The sequence below is a fragment of the Variovorax sp. DAIF25 genome, from assembly GCF_050711835.1.
Taxonomy (GTDB): Bacteria; Pseudomonadota; Gammaproteobacteria; order Burkholderiales; family Burkholderiaceae_C; genus Variovorax.
The window spans coordinates 3,856,787-3,870,563 of the sequence record NZ_CP136636.1 but is presented as its reverse complement, the minus strand read 5'-3'; the positions used below and the strand labels follow the sequence as shown (position 1 = coordinate 3,870,563).

Here is a 13,777-nt window from a genome sequence, read left to right as displayed (position 1 = left end):
GTAGCGCGCGCCCTGCCCCGGCCTCCGGCGTGGCTCAGCGGTCGTCGTCGTGCCACGCCGGGCCGGGCGCGCCCACCCTTCGCCGCGAGCGCGTGCGCAAGGTGATCGAGTAGCGCAGCGCCGGCGTCGGCGCAATCGCGTGCTGCCATTCCCAGCGCGCGGCGCCGCGCAGCAGGTAGATCGAGCGCGGCTCGATCCCCAGCTGCACCATCGGATCGTTGGCCGCGTAGTGGCCGTCGCGCCGGTAGGGCCGCAGCTGCATCACGGCGTCGCCGCGCAGCGAGATGCCGACGATGTGCTCGAAGTCGGGCACGTCGCGGTGCCAGCCCAGCGGCGTGCCGGGCTGGTACTCGGAGATCAGCGCATGGGTGAGCTCGGCCTCGTCGATGCCGGCCCAAGCCGCGGCGCGGCGCCGCAGCGGATGCAGCGATTCGGGCAGCGGCGCACCGGGCAGCAGCCGGTTGGCGTCGAAGTCGTAGCGGCCGCCGAAGCCGATGCCGCGGCGGCGCGCGGTGTAGGCCTTGTAGCGCATCTCGCGCAGCGTGAAGCCGCCGACGATGGCCAGCAGCTCGGCCTCCTCGGCGGGGCTCAGGAACTCCGGCGCATAGCGCAGCCCGTCGATGGCGGCGACCGGCGCGGCACCGAACAGGTCGGGCTGCGCGTCGTGCTCGATGCGTCTAGCGGCGCGCATCGCCGCCCCTCCCCGGCCCACCCTGCCCGCCAAGGCGCACCTCCCACCAGCGCGGCAGCAGCTCGCGGATCTCGGCGCGCGAGAAGCGGTCGTCGAGCAGGTGCAGCACGCCCTCGTCCTGCTCTGTGCGGATCACGCGGCCCGCGGCCTGCACCACCTTCTGCAGGCCCGGGTAGAGGTAGGTGTACTCGTAGCCCTTGCCGAAGCGCGCGTCCATGCGCTCGCGCGTGATCTCGTTGAGCGCGTTGTACTGCGGCAGCCCGAGGCTCGCGACGAAGGCACCCACGAGGCGCGTGCCCGGCAGGTCGATGCCCTCGCCGAAGGCGCCGCCGAGCACCGCGAAGCCGATGCCGCGGCCGCCGACGGCGAAGCGCTCGACGAAGGCCTGGCGATCGGCCTCGGGCATGCCGCGGGTCTGGCTCCACACCGGCACCTCGGGATGCCGCGCGACGAAGGCGGCGCAGGCCTGCTCGAGGTAGTCGAAGCTGCTGAAGAAGGCCAGGTAGTTGCCGGGCCGGCGCGCGTACTGGCTGCCGATGATGCCGGCCACGCTGCGCAGCGAGTGCGCGCGGTCGCGCCAGCGCGTGGAAACGTCCATCGCCACCTCGACATGGAGCTGGCGGCCGCTGAACGGAGAGTCGACGTCGAGCACGGCCACGTCCTCGGGCAGGCCCAGCGCATCGCGGTAGAACGGAAACGGCGACAGCGTGCCCGAGAAGCAGACGGCCGAGGCGGCATCGGCGAAGCGGCCTTCGAGAAAGGGCGCGGGCACGAGGTTGCGGATGGCCAGCCCGCGCGAGCCGTTCGGCCCCAGCGTGCGCTCGAACACCGAGTGGTCGCCGAAGCTCTCGGCCAGCCGCGCGAAATGCAGCGCATCGAAGAAGAAGCGCTGCAGCGGGCCCTGCGCCGCATCGGGCGTGGCCGCGAAGTGCTCGGCCATCGCGGTGTTGGCGGCCTGCAGGCTGCGCGCGAAGCGCTCGGGGATCTCGTCGGCGGTCTCGTAATCGACCGCGTTGGCCTGCTGCGCCTCCTGCAGCGCGCCCCATTCGCGGTGCAGCCGCGCGAGCGGGCCGCGCACGGCGGCCGGCGCGGCGCGGTGGGCCTCCTCAAGCGCGCCGTCGTCGAGCGGCGCGGTGTACATGCCGCGTGCGCGCTCGAGCAGGTTGTGGGCCTCGTCGACCAGCAGCGCGGCACGCCATTCGCGCTCCTTCATGGTGGCCCAGAGGAAGGCGCTGCCGTCGAAGTAGTAGTTGTAGTCGCCGACCACCACGTCGCTCCAGTGGGCCATTTCCTGTCCCAGGAAATAGGGGCAGACCTCGTGCGCGAGCGCGATGCGGCGCAGCGCCGGACGGTCGAGCCAGGCGGCGCGCGCGGCCTCGGCGCGCGCCGCCGGCAGCCGGTCGTAGAAGCCCTTGGCGAGCGGACAGGCATCGCCATGGCAGGCCCGGCCCGGGTGCTCGCAGACCTTTTCGCGCGCGGTCAGTTCGAGCACGCGCAGCGGATCGGCCGGCGCCTCGCCGCCCGCAGCGGCCTGGCGTTCGAGCAGCCGCAGCGCCTCGAGCGCGATCGCGCGGCCCGAGGTCTTGGCCGTGAGAAAGAACACCTTGTCGACGCGGCCTGCCGCGCGCGCCTTGAGCAGCGGGAACAGCGTGGCCAGCGTCTTGCCGATGCCGGTGGGCGCCTGCGCCATCAGGCAATGGCCCTTCGAGGCGGCGCGGTAGACCGCCTCGGCGAGCTCGCGCTGGCCGGTGCGGAAGGCGCCATGCGGAAAGGCCAGCGCGCCCAGCAGGTCCGCCAGCGCCGCGTGATGCCGGCCCTCGCGCTCGGCCCAGGCGATGTAGCGGCCGCAGAGGTCCTCGAAGTGGGCCTGCAGCTCCTCGCGCGTGTGCAGTTCCTCGAGCACGGTTTCCTCGCCGCTCGCGAGGTCGAGGTAGACCAGCGCCACGGTGATCGCCGCATGGCCGTCGGCCTCGCAGAGCATCCAGCCGTAGCAGCGCGCCTGCGCCCAGTGCAGCGCGCGGTGGTTGCCGCGGATGGCGTCGAAGTCGCCGCGGAAGGTCTTGATCTCCTCGACGCGGGCACTGCCCGACTGCAGCTCGTAGCCGTCGGCGCGGCCGCGCACCAGCAGGGCCCCGCATTCGGACTGCAGCGCGACCTCGCTCTGGTAGTTCTCGCCGCGGCGCCCCTGCACCAGCGCGTGGCCCGCCATGCCTTCCTGCGCGCTGGGCGCGGGCACGAAGCGCAGGTCGAGGTCGCCGGCCTTCGCGCCGAAGGCGCACAGCGCCTTGACGGAGACGGGCGCAACGGTGGCGCAGAGGGCTTCGCGGGACATCGGCGTGGAGCTTCGACAGGATGCGGCGGCCGCCAGTATATGGATATTCATCCAGTGTGCTGGTGGAATCTACAGTATCCCTGCCGCCGCGTAGGCTGGAGCGCACGGGCATTTCCGGGCCGAACCGGCAGCGGCGGCCTGTCGGGAAAGGTCCGATGTGCCACCGCCTTCGCCCTGCCTGTCCGACTTCCGAAAGGAGACACCGATGACTGCCCTGAAACCCGCCACCGAACTCGCCGCCGCCGCGAGCCGGCCCTACCCCAACGACAGCGCGGCCTACCGCCAGGCCCGCACCGCCCTGCTCGCCGAGGAGATCGAGCTGCGCCGCCACGTCGAGCGCGTGGCCGCCCAGCGCCGCGAACTGCCGCTGGGCGGCGAGCCGCCGCCCTACCGCTTCCGCGACGAGAACGGCCGCACGGTCGGGCTCGACCACCTGTTCGGCGACCACGACACCCTGGTCACCTACTTCTGGATGTACGGCCCGCAGCGCGAACGGCCCTGCCCGATGTGCACCGCCTTCCTGGGCGCGCTCGACGTGCCGGTGCGCGACATCGCGCAGAAGGTGGCGTTCGCGGTGCTCGGCCGCTCGCCGGTGGCGCGCCAGCTGGCCTTCGCGCGCGAGCGCGGCTGGCGCAACCTGCGGTTCCACGAGACGGTCGGCGACGACTTCGCGCGCGACTACCGCGGCCTCGCGCCCGACGGCAGCGAATGGCCGGCCCTCGACGTCTGGGTCCGGCGCGAGGGCCGCGTGCATCACTTCTGGGCGCCGGAGCTGGCCGAAACCGCCGACCCCGGCCAGGATCCGCGCCTCGCGGTCGATCCCACGCCGCTGTGGAACATCCTCGACCTGACGCCGGCCGGCCGCGGCAGCGACTGGTATCCGCGGCTAGAGTACTGAGCACCGGGGAGGCCCGCGGCCTCTCCTCCCCTCCTCTTCCCTCGCGCCTTGCCGCCGTTCCGGGGCCGGGCGGGCGGCCGCGCGCCGCCCGTCCCGTCCGGTCGAAGACAATGTCAATTGTTCGTTCACAACTACGTTCGAAATGAAAACTGCTGCCGCGATCGACACCGCCGACTTCGAGCGCCTGCTGAGCCGCAACATCAAGCTGCCGCTGCTCGGGGGCCTGTTCGGTGCCGTCGTCTTCGTCGCCCTGATCCTGTACCTGCTGTCGACCATCGCCTGGGTCGAGCACACCGACCAGGTGGTGCGCAGCGCCAGCGAGCTGCAGCGCCGCTCCATCGACATGGAAACCGGCATGCGCGGCTTCCTGATCAGCGGGCAGGACCGCTTCCTCGAACCCTACGACGCCGCGCTGGCGCGCGTGAAGACCGACACCGCGGCGCTGCGCCAGCTGGTGGGCGACAACCCGCAGCAGATCGAGCGCGTCGACCGCATCGGCTCGCTGCAAGGCGCCTGGAACGAGTTCGCGGCCGACATGATCGCCGCGCGCCGCAGCGGCGGCGACTTCGAGGCGGCCGTCAAGCTGGGCCGCGGCAAGCGCCTGACCGACGACATCCGCAACGAGTTCGACAACTTCATCAACACCGAGCAGTCGCTGCGCTTCCAGCGCAACGCCGAGGTCAAGCGCACCAGCTGGATGGTGGTGGGCCTGTTCCTGCTGTTCACGCTCACCTTGAGCGGCCTGGTCGCCTACTTCGGCCGCCGGCAGCTGGTGCGCCTGTCCGAGAGCTACGACGCGGTGCTGCAGGAGCAGGAGGCGCACACCGAGCGCCTGACCGAGCAGGCCTGGCTGCGCACGGCCCAGACCGAGCTGGTCGGCGAACTGGTGGGCGAGCTCAGCGCCGCCGACATGGGCCGCAAGATCCTGGCCTTCTTCTCGCGCCACCTGGGTAGCACCGTGGGCGCGCTCTACGTGCGCGAGCGCCATGGCCCGCTGCGCCGCGCGGCCAGCTACGGCTTCTCGGTCGAGGCCGAGAGCGCGCAGCAGGTGTTCTCGCCCACCGAGAGCCTGGTCGGCCAGGCCGCCGCCGAGAAGCGGCTGATGCTGATCGACCCGGTCGAGGCCGACTACCTCAAGGTCAACTCGGGCCTGGGAGAGATGCGCCCGCGCGCCGTGGTGCTGCTGCCGGTGGCCAACGACGGCGTGTCCAACGGCGTGGTCGAGCTCGGCCTGCCCGGCACGCCCGACCAGCGCGCGCGCGACCTGTTCGAGGTGGTGGCCGAGGACATCGGCACCTCGCTGGCCGCGGCGCGCTACCGCGAGCAGCTGCAGGACGTGCTGGCCGAGACCCAGCAGCTCAACGAGGAACTGCAGGTGCAGCAGGAAGAGCTGCGCACCGCCAACGAGGAGCTCGAGGAGCAGTCGCGCGCGCTGCGCGCCTCGCAGGCCATGCTCGAGAACCAGCAGGCCGAGCTCGAGCAGACCAACAGCCAGCTGTCCGAACGCACCGAGGCGCTCGACCAACGCAACATGGCGCTGCGCCACGCCCAGCGCGACCTCGAGGAACGCGCCGACGAGCTGCAGCGCGCGAGCCGCTACAAGTCGGAATTCCTCGCCAACATGTCGCACGAGCTGCGCACGCCGCTCAACAGCGCGCTGATCCTGGCCAAGCTGCTGGGCGACAACCCGCAGGGCAACCTGAGCACCGAGCAGGTGAAGTTCGCCGAGTCGATCTATGCCTCGGGCAACGACCTGCTGGTGCTGATCAACGACATCCTCGACATCGCCAAGGTCGAGGCCGGCAAGCTCGACCTGGTGCCCGAGGACACGCGCCTGGACCGCCTGGCGCAGGGCCTGGAGAGCACCTTCCGCCCGCTGGCCGACGAGAAGCGGCTGAGCTTCCGCCTCGAGCTGCATCCGGCCGCGCCGGCCTCGCTGGTCACCGACCGCCAGCGCGTGGAGCAGATCCTCAAGAACCTGCTGTCGAACGCGCTCAAGTTCACCGAGCAGGGCGAGGTCTCGCTGGTGATCTCGGGCACGGCCGACGGCGGCGCCTCGTTCGCCGTCTCCGACTCGGGCATCGGCATCGCGCCGCACCAGCAGGAAGTGATCTTCGAGGCCTTCCGCCAGGCCGACGGCACCACCAGCCGCCGCTACGGCGGCACCGGCCTGGGCCTGTCGATCTCGCGCGACCTCACGCAGCTGCTGGGCGGCACGCTCAGCGTGCAGAGCGAACCGGGCCAGGGCAGCACCTTCACCCTGCACCTGCCGGCGCAGGCACCGCAGGCGCCCTCGCAGCAGGAGCCGGCCGCCGCGCCGTCGCGCGCCGTGGGTGCCGCGCCGGCCCGCCTGCCGCCGCGCGCGCCGGTGCCCGCCGTGCCCCCGGCCCCGGCCGCGCCGGCCCCCGTGGTGCCCGCGCCGCAGTTCGCCGACGACCGCGCGCTGCCGCGCGACCTGCAGGTGCGGCGCGTGCTCGTGATCGAGGACGAGCCGCAGTTCGCCCACATCCTCTACGACCTGGCGCACGAGCTCGGCTACCGCTGCCTGGTCGCGCACGGCGCGGCCGACGGCTTCGCGCTGGCCAGCGAGTTCGTGCCCGACGCGATCCTGCTCGACATGCGGCTGCCCGACAGCACCGGCCTGGACGTGCTGCAGCGCCTGAAGGACTCGCCGCTCACGCGCCACATCCCGATCCACGTGGTCTCGGCCGCCGACAACGCCGAGGCCGCGCTGCACATGGGCGCGATCGGCTATGCGAGCAAGCCCGCCACGCGCGACGAGCTCACGCGCGTGTTCGCGCGGCTGGAGGAGAAGCTCACGCAGAAGGTCAAGACGGTGCTGCTGGTGGAGGACGACGACCTGCAACGCCGCAGCGTGATCCAGCTGATCGGCGACGACGACATCGAGATCGTCGACGTGGCCTCGGGCGAGGAGGCGCTGGAGCTGCTGCGCAGCCGCATCTTCGACTGCATGATCACCGACCTGAAGCTGCCCGACATGCAGGGCAGCGAGCTGCTCAAGCGCATGGCCTCGGAGGACATCGTCTCGTTCCCGCCCGTGATCGTCTACACCGGGCGCAACCTCACGCGCGAGGAGGAGGCCGAGTTGCACCGCTACTCGCGCTCGATCATCATCAAGGGCGCGCGCTCGCCCGAGCGGCTGCTCGACGAGGTGACCCTGTTCCTGCACAAGGTCGAGGCCGAACTGTCGAGCGAGCGCCAGGGCATGCTCAAGGCCGCGCGCGGACGCGACCGGATCTTCGAGGGCCGCACGGTGCTGCTGGTGGACGACGACGTGCGCAACATCTTCGCGCTCACGAGTGCGCTCGAGCAGCGCGGCGCGAAGGTCGAGATCGGCCGCAACGGCCGCGAGGCTCTCGAGCAGCTCGACCGCGTGAAGGAGATCGACCTCGTGCTGATGGACGTCATGATGCCGGAGATGGATGGCCTGGAGGCCACGCGCCACCTGCGCGCCGATCCGCGCTTCGCCAAGCTGCCGGTGATCGCCATCACCGCCAAGGCCATGAAGGACGACCGCGAGCAATGCCTGGCCGCGGGCGCCAGCGACTACCTCGCCAAGCCGGTGGACCTGGACCGCCTGTTCTCGCTGCTGCGCGTATGGATGCCGAAGATGGAGCGCCTGTGACCGGATCGCCGCCGCCCTCGCCGCCCTCGCCGCCCGAACGGCCGTCGACCGGCCGCCCGGTCCTGCCCGCTTCGCCCGCCGTGCCGGGCGCGATCGCCGCGCCGCCGCAGCCGCTGAGCGACACCGAGATCGAGCTGCGCCTGCTGATGGAGGCGATCTACCTCAAGTACAGCTACGACTTCCGCGACTACACGCTGGCCTCGCAGAAGCGCCGCGTGCTGCATGCGCTCACGCAGCTCGGATTGCCCTCGATCTCGGCGCTGCAGGACCGGGTGCTGCGCGACGCAGCGCTGTTCGGGCGCCTGCTGCAGTTCCTCACCGTCCCGGTCAGCGAGATGTTCCGCGACCCGGCCTACTTCCTGGGCCTGCGCCGGCACGTGGTGCCGCTGCTGCACACCTATTCGTCGGTCAAGGTCTGGGTGGCGGGTTGCAGCACCGGCGAGGAGGTGTTCTCGCTCGCCATCCTGCTGCGCGAGGAAGGCCTGCTCGAGCGCACGCAGATCTATGCCACCGACATCAACCCGGCCTCGCTCGAGAAGGCGCGCCAGGGCATCTTTCCGCTCGAGGCGATCCGCGGCTACACCGCCAACTACCAGCGCGCGGGCGGGCTGCGCGCGTTCTCCGACTACTACACCGCGGCCTACGACGCCGCGCGCTTCGACCCCTCGCTGTGCGCCGACACCATCTTTGCCGACCACAGCCTGGCCACCGACAGCGTGTTCGCCGAGACCCAGCTCGTGTCCTGCCGCAACGTGCTGATCTACTTCAACCGCGAGCTGCAGGACCGTGCGCTCGGCCTGTTCCACGAGTCGCTGAGCCACCGCGGCTTCCTCGGCCTGGGCGCCAAGGAGAGCATCGACTTCTCGGCCTACGCCGAGCGCTTCGAGCCGCTGGCGCGCCCCGAGCGCATCTACAGGAAGGCCACGTGAGACAGGCGCTGCCCTCCCACCTGCGCCGCCGCGTCGAGGCGGTGGTCATCGGCGCCTCCGCGGGCGGCATCGACGCGCTGCTCGCCCTGCTGATCGGCCTGCCCCTGGTCAGCCGCATCCCCAAGGTGGTGGTGCTGCACCTGCCCGAGGGGCACGACAGCCGGCTGGCCGAGGTGTTCGGCGAGCGCGTCGCGATGCCGGTGCGCGAGGCGGCCGACAAGATGCCGCTGGTTCCCGGCACGCTCTATTTCGCGCCGCCCGGCTACCACCTGTCGATCGAACGCGATCGCTGTTTCTCGCTGAGCTGCGAGCCGCCCGTGCTGTTCTCGCGCCCCTCGATCGACGTGCTGATGGCCTCCGCGGCCGACGTCTACGGCGCCGGCCTCGCCGGCGTGTTGCTCACCGGTGCCAACGACGATGGCGCCGAGGGCATGGACCGCATTCACCGTGCCGGCGGGCTGACCGCCGTGCAGGACCCCCAAGAAGCCCTGGTTTCCGTCATGCCCAACGCCGCCATAGCGCGCCATTCGCCCGACTTCGTGCTGCCGCTGCGCGATCTCCACACCCTGCTGATGCACCTGGAGACCGCTCATGGAAATTGACGTCGAAAGCAAGCTGCTGATCGTCGACGACCTGCCCGAGAACCTGGTGGCGCTCGAGGCGCTGATCCGCGCGCCCGGGCGGCCCGTGTTCCGTGCCCAGTCGGCCGAGGAGGCGCTGACGCTGCTGCTCGAGCACGAGTTCGCGCTCGCCATCGTCGACGTGCAGATGCCCGGCATGAACGGCTTCGAGCTGGCCGAGATGATGCGCGGCACCGAGCGCACGCGGCACATCCCGCTGATCTTCGTCAGCGCCGCCGGGCGCGAGCGCAACTACGCCTTCCAGGGCTACGAGAGCGGTGCCGTCGACTTCCTGCACAAGCCGCTCGACCCGCATGCCGTGATCAGCAAGGTCAACGTGTTCGTCGACCTGCACCGCCACCGCAAGGCGCTGCGCCACGAGATGGAACTGCTGGCCCACGCGCACCGCAAGCAGGAGGAACTGGTGGTGCAGCTGCAGGTCACGCAGCGCGAGCTCGAGCGCGCGGTGCGCATGCGCGACGACTTCATGTCGATGGTCTCGCACGAGCTGCGCACGCCGCTCAACACCCTCTACCTCGAGGCCCAGCTGCGCCAGCTGCACGTGTCCAAGGGCAACCTCGCGGCCTTCACGGCCGACCGCCTGCCCGCGATGATCGAGCGCGACCAGCGGCAGATCCGCAACATGGTGCGGCTGATCGACGACATGCTCGACGTCACGCGCATGCGCAAGGACGCGCTCTCGATCCAGCCCAAGCCGACCGACCTCGCGCAGCTCGCGCGCGCCGTGGTCGAGAACCTGCGCCAGCAGGCCGAGGCCGCCGGCTCCGAGATCTCGCTGCGGGCACCGGCCGAGCTGCCGGGCGTGTGGGACGAGTTCCGCATCGAGCAGGTGCTGACCAACCTGCTGACCAACGCACTGCGCTACGGCGGCGGCCGGCCGGTCGAGATGGCGGTGGAACAGGTGGGCACCGGCGACGACGGCTTCGCGCGCGTCAGCGTGCGCGACCGCGGCATCGGCATCGCGGCCGAGGACCAGGCGCGCATCTTCGAGCAGTTCGAGCGCACCGAGCACAGCCGCAAGCATGCGGCCGGGCTCGGCCTGGGCCTGTACATCACACGCCAGATCGTCGACCTGCACGGCGGGCGCATCGGCGTCGAGAGCGCGCCGGGCGAGGGATCGACCTTCAGCGTCGAGCTGCCGCTGGCCGCGCCGCGTGGATCGGCACAACCGTAGGCTTGCTCCTACCCCACGCGCGGCGCCGTGCCGGGACAATGTTCCATTCCGGACATTCTCAGAAAACCAAAGGCCGCAAAGGCCACCAAGGACCGACCGCCGTGAACGTGCTGATCGTCGACGACAACGAAGCCGCAGCCGACCTGCTGCAGGAACTGCTGACCCTGCAGGACCACACCGCCCGCTGCACCTACACCGGCCAGCAGGCGCTGACCGCCGCCGCCGCCGAACGCTTCGATGCCGCGCTGATCGACCTCACGCTGCCCGACATCCCCGGCACCCAGGTCGCGCGCCGGTTGCGCGAGACCGAGGCCCAGGGCGCGCCCAAGCTGCTGATCGCGATCTCGGGCTTCTCGGCCGCCGATGCCGGCGCCGCGGGCGGCCCCGACGGGCGCAAGCTGTTCGACCACCATCTGCAGAAGCCGATCGACATCGGCGCGCTCGAGGACATCCTCGCGGCCGCGGGCTGAGGCCTTTTTCCGCTGCCTTAGCATCGCGGCCATGCGCCGCTTTCTTCCCTCCGCCCTCCTCGCCCTTGCGCTGAGCGCGCTGGCCGCATCGGCCGCCGCGCAGTCCCCCGACACCGTTCCCATCGCGCCCGCCGAGCGCGACCGCCTCGTGGCCCGCACCGCCGAGCTGATGCAGGCCCACTACGTGCTGCCCGCGCCGGCCGAGGCCATCGCGGCCCACCTGCGCGCGCGGCTGCGCGACGGGGCCTATGCGGGCATCGAGACGGCCGACGCGCTGCGCGCGCAACTCGAGCAGGATCTGCAGTCGGTGAACCAGGACAGGCACCTGCTCGTGGGCTTCAGCCCCGAGCCGCTGCCGAAGCCGGCCGATCCGAAGGCCGCCGCGGCGGCGCGAGCACAGCTGGCGCGGCAGTACGTGCGCCACAACCACTGCTTCTACAAGGCCGAGCGCATGGCCGGCAACGTCGGCTACATCGACCTGCGCTGTTTCGACGAGCCCGAGGCCTTGGCGAAGACCGCCGCGGCCGTCTTCGATTTCCTCGGCCACACCGATGCCCTGATCGTCGACCTGCGCCAGAACGGCGGCGGCTGGCCCGCAGGCGTGGCCCAGGTCAGCAGCCATCTGCTCGACGGCAAGGTGCACCTCAACGACGTGCTGCATCGCGAAGGCCACCGCGTGGAGTCGCACTGGACCCGCGCCAGGCTGCGCGGCCCGCGCTACCTGAACCGGCCGGTCTATGTATTGACCAGCAGCCAGACCTTCTCGGGTGGCGAGGAGTTCGCGTACAACCTGCAGGCGCTGAAGCGCGCCCGCATCGTCGGCGAACGCACCAAGGGCGGCGCCCATCCCTCCAGGAACCATCGGTTGAACGATCACTTCGAGGTCACGATCCCCTTCGCGCGCTCGATCAACCCGATCACGCGCACCAACTGGGAAGGCACGGGCGTCGTGCCCGATCTGCCAGCCGGCGCGGACGAGGCGCTGGGCGTGGCGCACCTGGCGGCGCTCAAGGAGCTGGTCGGCAAGGACAGCGATCCCGCGACCGTGGGCGATGTGAGCGCGGCGATCGAGGCGGCGGAGGCCGCGGCGAAACGCGGAACCACCGGCGCACGGCCATGAACCCTTCCGAGAAACTGCCGGAGCTCTACGTCGCGGCCGACGTCGAGGCGGATGGCCCGATTCCCGGCCCGTACAGCATGATCTCGCTGGGACTGGCCGTGGTGGGCAGGCCCGACCTGAATTTCTACACCGAGCTGAAGCCGATCTCGGAGGACTTCGATCCGCGCGCCCTCGCCGTTTCGGGCCTCGATCGCGACCGGCTGATCGCACAGGCCCCAACGGCCGAAGCAGCGATGCGCGCGGCCGAAACCTGGGTCCATTCGCTGCGGCGCATCGGCCGCCCCGTGTTCCTGGCCGGCCCCGCCGTCTGGGACGGCATGTTCATCCACTGGTACTTCATCCGGTTCCTCGGCAAGAGCCCGTTCGGCAACACGGGCTCGGGCATCGACCTGCGAAGCTACTGGATGGGACTCAAGGGCATCGAGTGGGTCGAGAGCCGCAAGGGCAAGATCAAGTTCGAGCTCGACCTCAAGGACCTGCCGCATACCCACCATGCCGGCGAGGACGCCGCGGAACTGGCGCGCGTCTTCGAGGCGATCCTTCAGAGCAGGGCCAAGCCCGGCGCCTGAACCCGCAGGCGCCTCGCGCCGCTCAACTCGCCGTCAGCACCTTCAACGTCAGCTGCAACACCATCGGCTGCCGCATGTCCCGCGGCGGCGGCTCCGACAGCGGCTGCGCGGTCAGCAACTGGCGCAGGTCGGCATCGGCCTGCGCATTGCCCAGCGAATCGAAGGCCACGCGCTCGGGCCGGCCGTCGGGTGCGACCCACACGCGCACGATCAGCGGCGGCGGCGGCAGGGTGCGGCCCTCTTCCAGCAGGCGCTGCTGCATCCAGGCATGCAGGCGCTGCACGGTCTCGTCGGCCGGGTCGCTGAGGCGGCCCTGGAACTGGTTGCCGGCCAGCTCGGCATAGCTGATCCAGTGCTGCGGCACCGGCGCGCGCGCCGAGGGCGCGGGCTGGGCCTGCACGGGCATGTGCACGGCGGCCAGGCCGAGGCCGGCGAGGCCGAGCGCGCGGAACAGGCTGGCCCAGGGCCGCGGCGCGGCGGCGGAATGACGGTGCGAGGGGAACATGCGTTCTTTCGGGGAAGGTTCTGGAAATCGGTGCCGGCTCAGCCGCACAGCACGCCGACCGACAGCGTGGCGGCGCGCGCGGCCGGCGACTGCTGGGGGCCGAGCTGCGGGGTGTCGCTCTCGCTGTAGGCCACGCCGTTGTCGCGCAGGAAATGCTTGATGCGCGCGGCGGTCTCGGCGCGCACGCGCGTGGAGCCCGCGGCCGCGCCGCTGCCCGACAGGCTGGGCAGCCGGCTCAGCGTGCCGCCGCTGGCACCGGGCGCGGCCGCGATGCGCTCCACCACCACGCCCAGCAGCAGGCCGCCGGCATCGAGCACCGCGCTGCCGCTGGCGCCGGGCTTGGCGCCCGACAGCAGCTGCAGGCCCTCGGCGCCCGGCACGGTGAGCGCGTTGCCGAGCACGGCCGAGCGGTCGGCCATGCGCTGCAGCGGGCCATGGGCCTCGGAGAACACCGAGATCGTCGCGGCGGGCAGCGCCTCGCTGCGCGGGAAGGTCGCGCCCAGGTAGGGCTTGATGTCGCTGCGCAGCACGGCGATGTCGAGATCGGCCAGCGGGCTCGTCACGCGCACCGTGGCTTCGGCCACGCGCCCGTCCTTGAGCACGAACAGCGAGCGGCAGCCGGTCACGGCATGGCGCGCGGTCAGCACGTCGCCGGCTTCGTTGAGGAACACGCCGCTGGCGTTGCCTTCGAGCACGCGCGGTGGCGATTCTTCGGCGGTCGCGAGCACGGCGGCGGCCGCGCAGGCGGCAGCCGCCACGCGGCGTGCAAGGCGTAGGGAAGTCATCGCCATAGAGACGGATG

At 71.4% G+C, this 13,777-nt stretch carries 12 protein-coding genes; 8 read left to right on the top strand and 4 right to left on the bottom strand.

What is annotated here, in order from left to right:
- Positions 1-34 precede the first annotated feature (34 nt).
- Both R0232_RS17990 and R0232_RS17985 read right to left on the bottom strand, forming a co-directional pair.
- Positions 35-691 (bottom strand): alpha-ketoglutarate-dependent dioxygenase AlkB, encoded by a 657-nt coding sequence (locus R0232_RS17990; RefSeq protein WP_431508934.1) that lies wholly within the window; start codon positions 689-691, stop codon positions 35-37.
- Positions 678-3,023: a helicase C-terminal domain-containing protein gene (locus R0232_RS17985; RefSeq protein WP_431508933.1), complete on the bottom strand. Its 2,346-nt coding sequence runs from the start codon at positions 3,021-3,023 to the stop codon at positions 678-680. Before R0232_RS17985 ends, R0232_RS17990 begins: the two co-directional genes overlap by 14 nt.
- Positions 3,024-3,228: 205 nt before the next feature.
- Here R0232_RS17985 and R0232_RS17980 point away from each other — a divergent pair, with 205 nt between their 5' ends.
- The 8 genes from R0232_RS17980 to R0232_RS17945 all read left to right on the top strand — a co-directional run bounded on the left by R0232_RS17980 (position 3,229) and on the right by R0232_RS17945 (position 12,470).
- Positions 3,229-3,921 (top strand): DUF899 family protein, encoded by a 693-nt coding sequence (locus R0232_RS17980; RefSeq protein ID WP_431508932.1) that lies wholly within the window; start codon positions 3,229-3,231, stop codon positions 3,919-3,921.
- A gap of 142 nt (positions 3,922-4,063) precedes the next feature.
- Positions 4,064-7,567 carry a response regulator gene (locus R0232_RS17975; RefSeq protein WP_431508931.1) on the top strand — a complete coding sequence of 1,168 codons (3,504 nt, stop codon included), beginning with the start codon at positions 4,064-4,066 and terminating at the stop codon, positions 7,565-7,567.
- 146 nt (positions 7,568-7,713) lie between these two features.
- On the top strand, positions 7,714-8,496 hold the full coding sequence (locus R0232_RS17970) for a CheR family methyltransferase (RefSeq protein ID WP_177239297.1): 783 nt from the start codon (positions 7,714-7,716) through the stop codon (positions 8,494-8,496).
- Positions 8,493-9,098 carry a chemotaxis protein CheB gene (locus R0232_RS17965; RefSeq protein WP_208511741.1) on the top strand — a complete coding sequence of 202 codons (606 nt, stop codon included), beginning with the start codon at positions 8,493-8,495 and terminating at the stop codon, positions 9,096-9,098. Before R0232_RS17970 ends, R0232_RS17965 begins: the two co-directional genes overlap by 4 nt.
- Positions 9,088-10,311 carry a hybrid sensor histidine kinase/response regulator gene (locus R0232_RS17960; protein ID WP_431508930.1) on the top strand — a complete coding sequence of 408 codons (1,224 nt, stop codon included), beginning with the start codon at positions 9,088-9,090 and terminating at the stop codon, positions 10,309-10,311. Before R0232_RS17965 ends, R0232_RS17960 begins: the two co-directional genes overlap by 11 nt.
- A gap of 101 nt (positions 10,312-10,412) precedes the next feature.
- On the top strand, positions 10,413-10,781 hold the full coding sequence (locus R0232_RS17955; RefSeq protein ID WP_431508929.1) for a response regulator: 369 nt from the start codon (positions 10,413-10,415) through the stop codon (positions 10,779-10,781).
- A gap of 31 nt (positions 10,782-10,812) precedes the next feature.
- Complete coding sequence (locus tag R0232_RS17950) at positions 10,813-11,901, top strand: S41 family peptidase (protein ID WP_431508928.1); 1,089 nt, start codon at positions 10,813-10,815, stop codon at positions 11,899-11,901.
- Positions 11,898-12,470 carry a hypothetical protein gene (locus tag R0232_RS17945; RefSeq protein ID WP_208511738.1) on the top strand — a complete coding sequence of 191 codons (573 nt, stop codon included), beginning with the start codon at positions 11,898-11,900 and terminating at the stop codon, positions 12,468-12,470. The genes R0232_RS17950 and R0232_RS17945 overlap by 4 nt, the downstream gene beginning before the upstream one ends.
- Before the next feature lie 22 nt (positions 12,471-12,492).
- Here R0232_RS17945 and R0232_RS17940 read toward each other — a convergent pair whose 3' ends face one another.
- Positions 12,493-12,975: a hypothetical protein gene (locus tag R0232_RS17940; protein WP_093341889.1), complete on the bottom strand. Its 483-nt coding sequence runs from the start codon at positions 12,973-12,975 to the stop codon at positions 12,493-12,495.
- 38 nt (positions 12,976-13,013) lie between these two features.
- Complete coding sequence (locus R0232_RS17935) at positions 13,014-13,760, bottom strand: S1 family peptidase (protein WP_431508927.1); 747 nt, start codon at positions 13,758-13,760, stop codon at positions 13,014-13,016.
- Positions 13,761-13,777: the final 17 nt, after the last annotated feature.

Excerpts from the sequence above, each read along its gene's own strand:
- R0232_RS17990 (WP_431508934.1), bottom strand. The coding sequence starts at position 691 with ATGCGCGCCGCTAGACGCATCGAGCACGACGCGCAGCCCGACCTGTTC.
- R0232_RS17985 (WP_431508933.1), bottom strand. The coding sequence starts at position 3,023 with ATGTCCCGCGAAGCCCTCTGCGCCACCGTTGCGCCCGTCTCCGTCAAG.
- R0232_RS17980 (WP_431508932.1), top strand. The coding sequence starts at position 3,229 with ATGACTGCCCTGAAACCCGCCACCGAACTCGCCGCCGCCGCGAGCCGG.
- R0232_RS17975 (WP_431508931.1), top strand. The coding sequence starts at position 4,064 with ATGAAAACTGCTGCCGCGATCGACACCGCCGACTTCGAGCGCCTGCTG.
- R0232_RS17970 (WP_177239297.1), top strand. The coding sequence starts at position 7,714 with ATGGAGGCGATCTACCTCAAGTACAGCTACGACTTCCGCGACTACACG.
- R0232_RS17960 (WP_431508930.1), top strand. The coding sequence starts at position 9,088 with ATGGAAATTGACGTCGAAAGCAAGCTGCTGATCGTCGACGACCTGCCC.
- R0232_RS17950 (WP_431508928.1), top strand. The coding sequence starts at position 10,813 with ATGCGCCGCTTTCTTCCCTCCGCCCTCCTCGCCCTTGCGCTGAGCGCG.
- R0232_RS17945 (WP_208511738.1), top strand. The coding sequence starts at position 11,898 with ATGAACCCTTCCGAGAAACTGCCGGAGCTCTACGTCGCGGCCGACGTC.
- R0232_RS17940 (WP_093341889.1), bottom strand. The coding sequence starts at position 12,975 with ATGTTCCCCTCGCACCGTCATTCCGCCGCCGCGCCGCGGCCCTGGGCC.
- R0232_RS17935 (WP_431508927.1), bottom strand. The coding sequence starts at position 13,760 with ATGACTTCCCTACGCCTTGCACGCCGCGTGGCGGCTGCCGCCTGCGCG.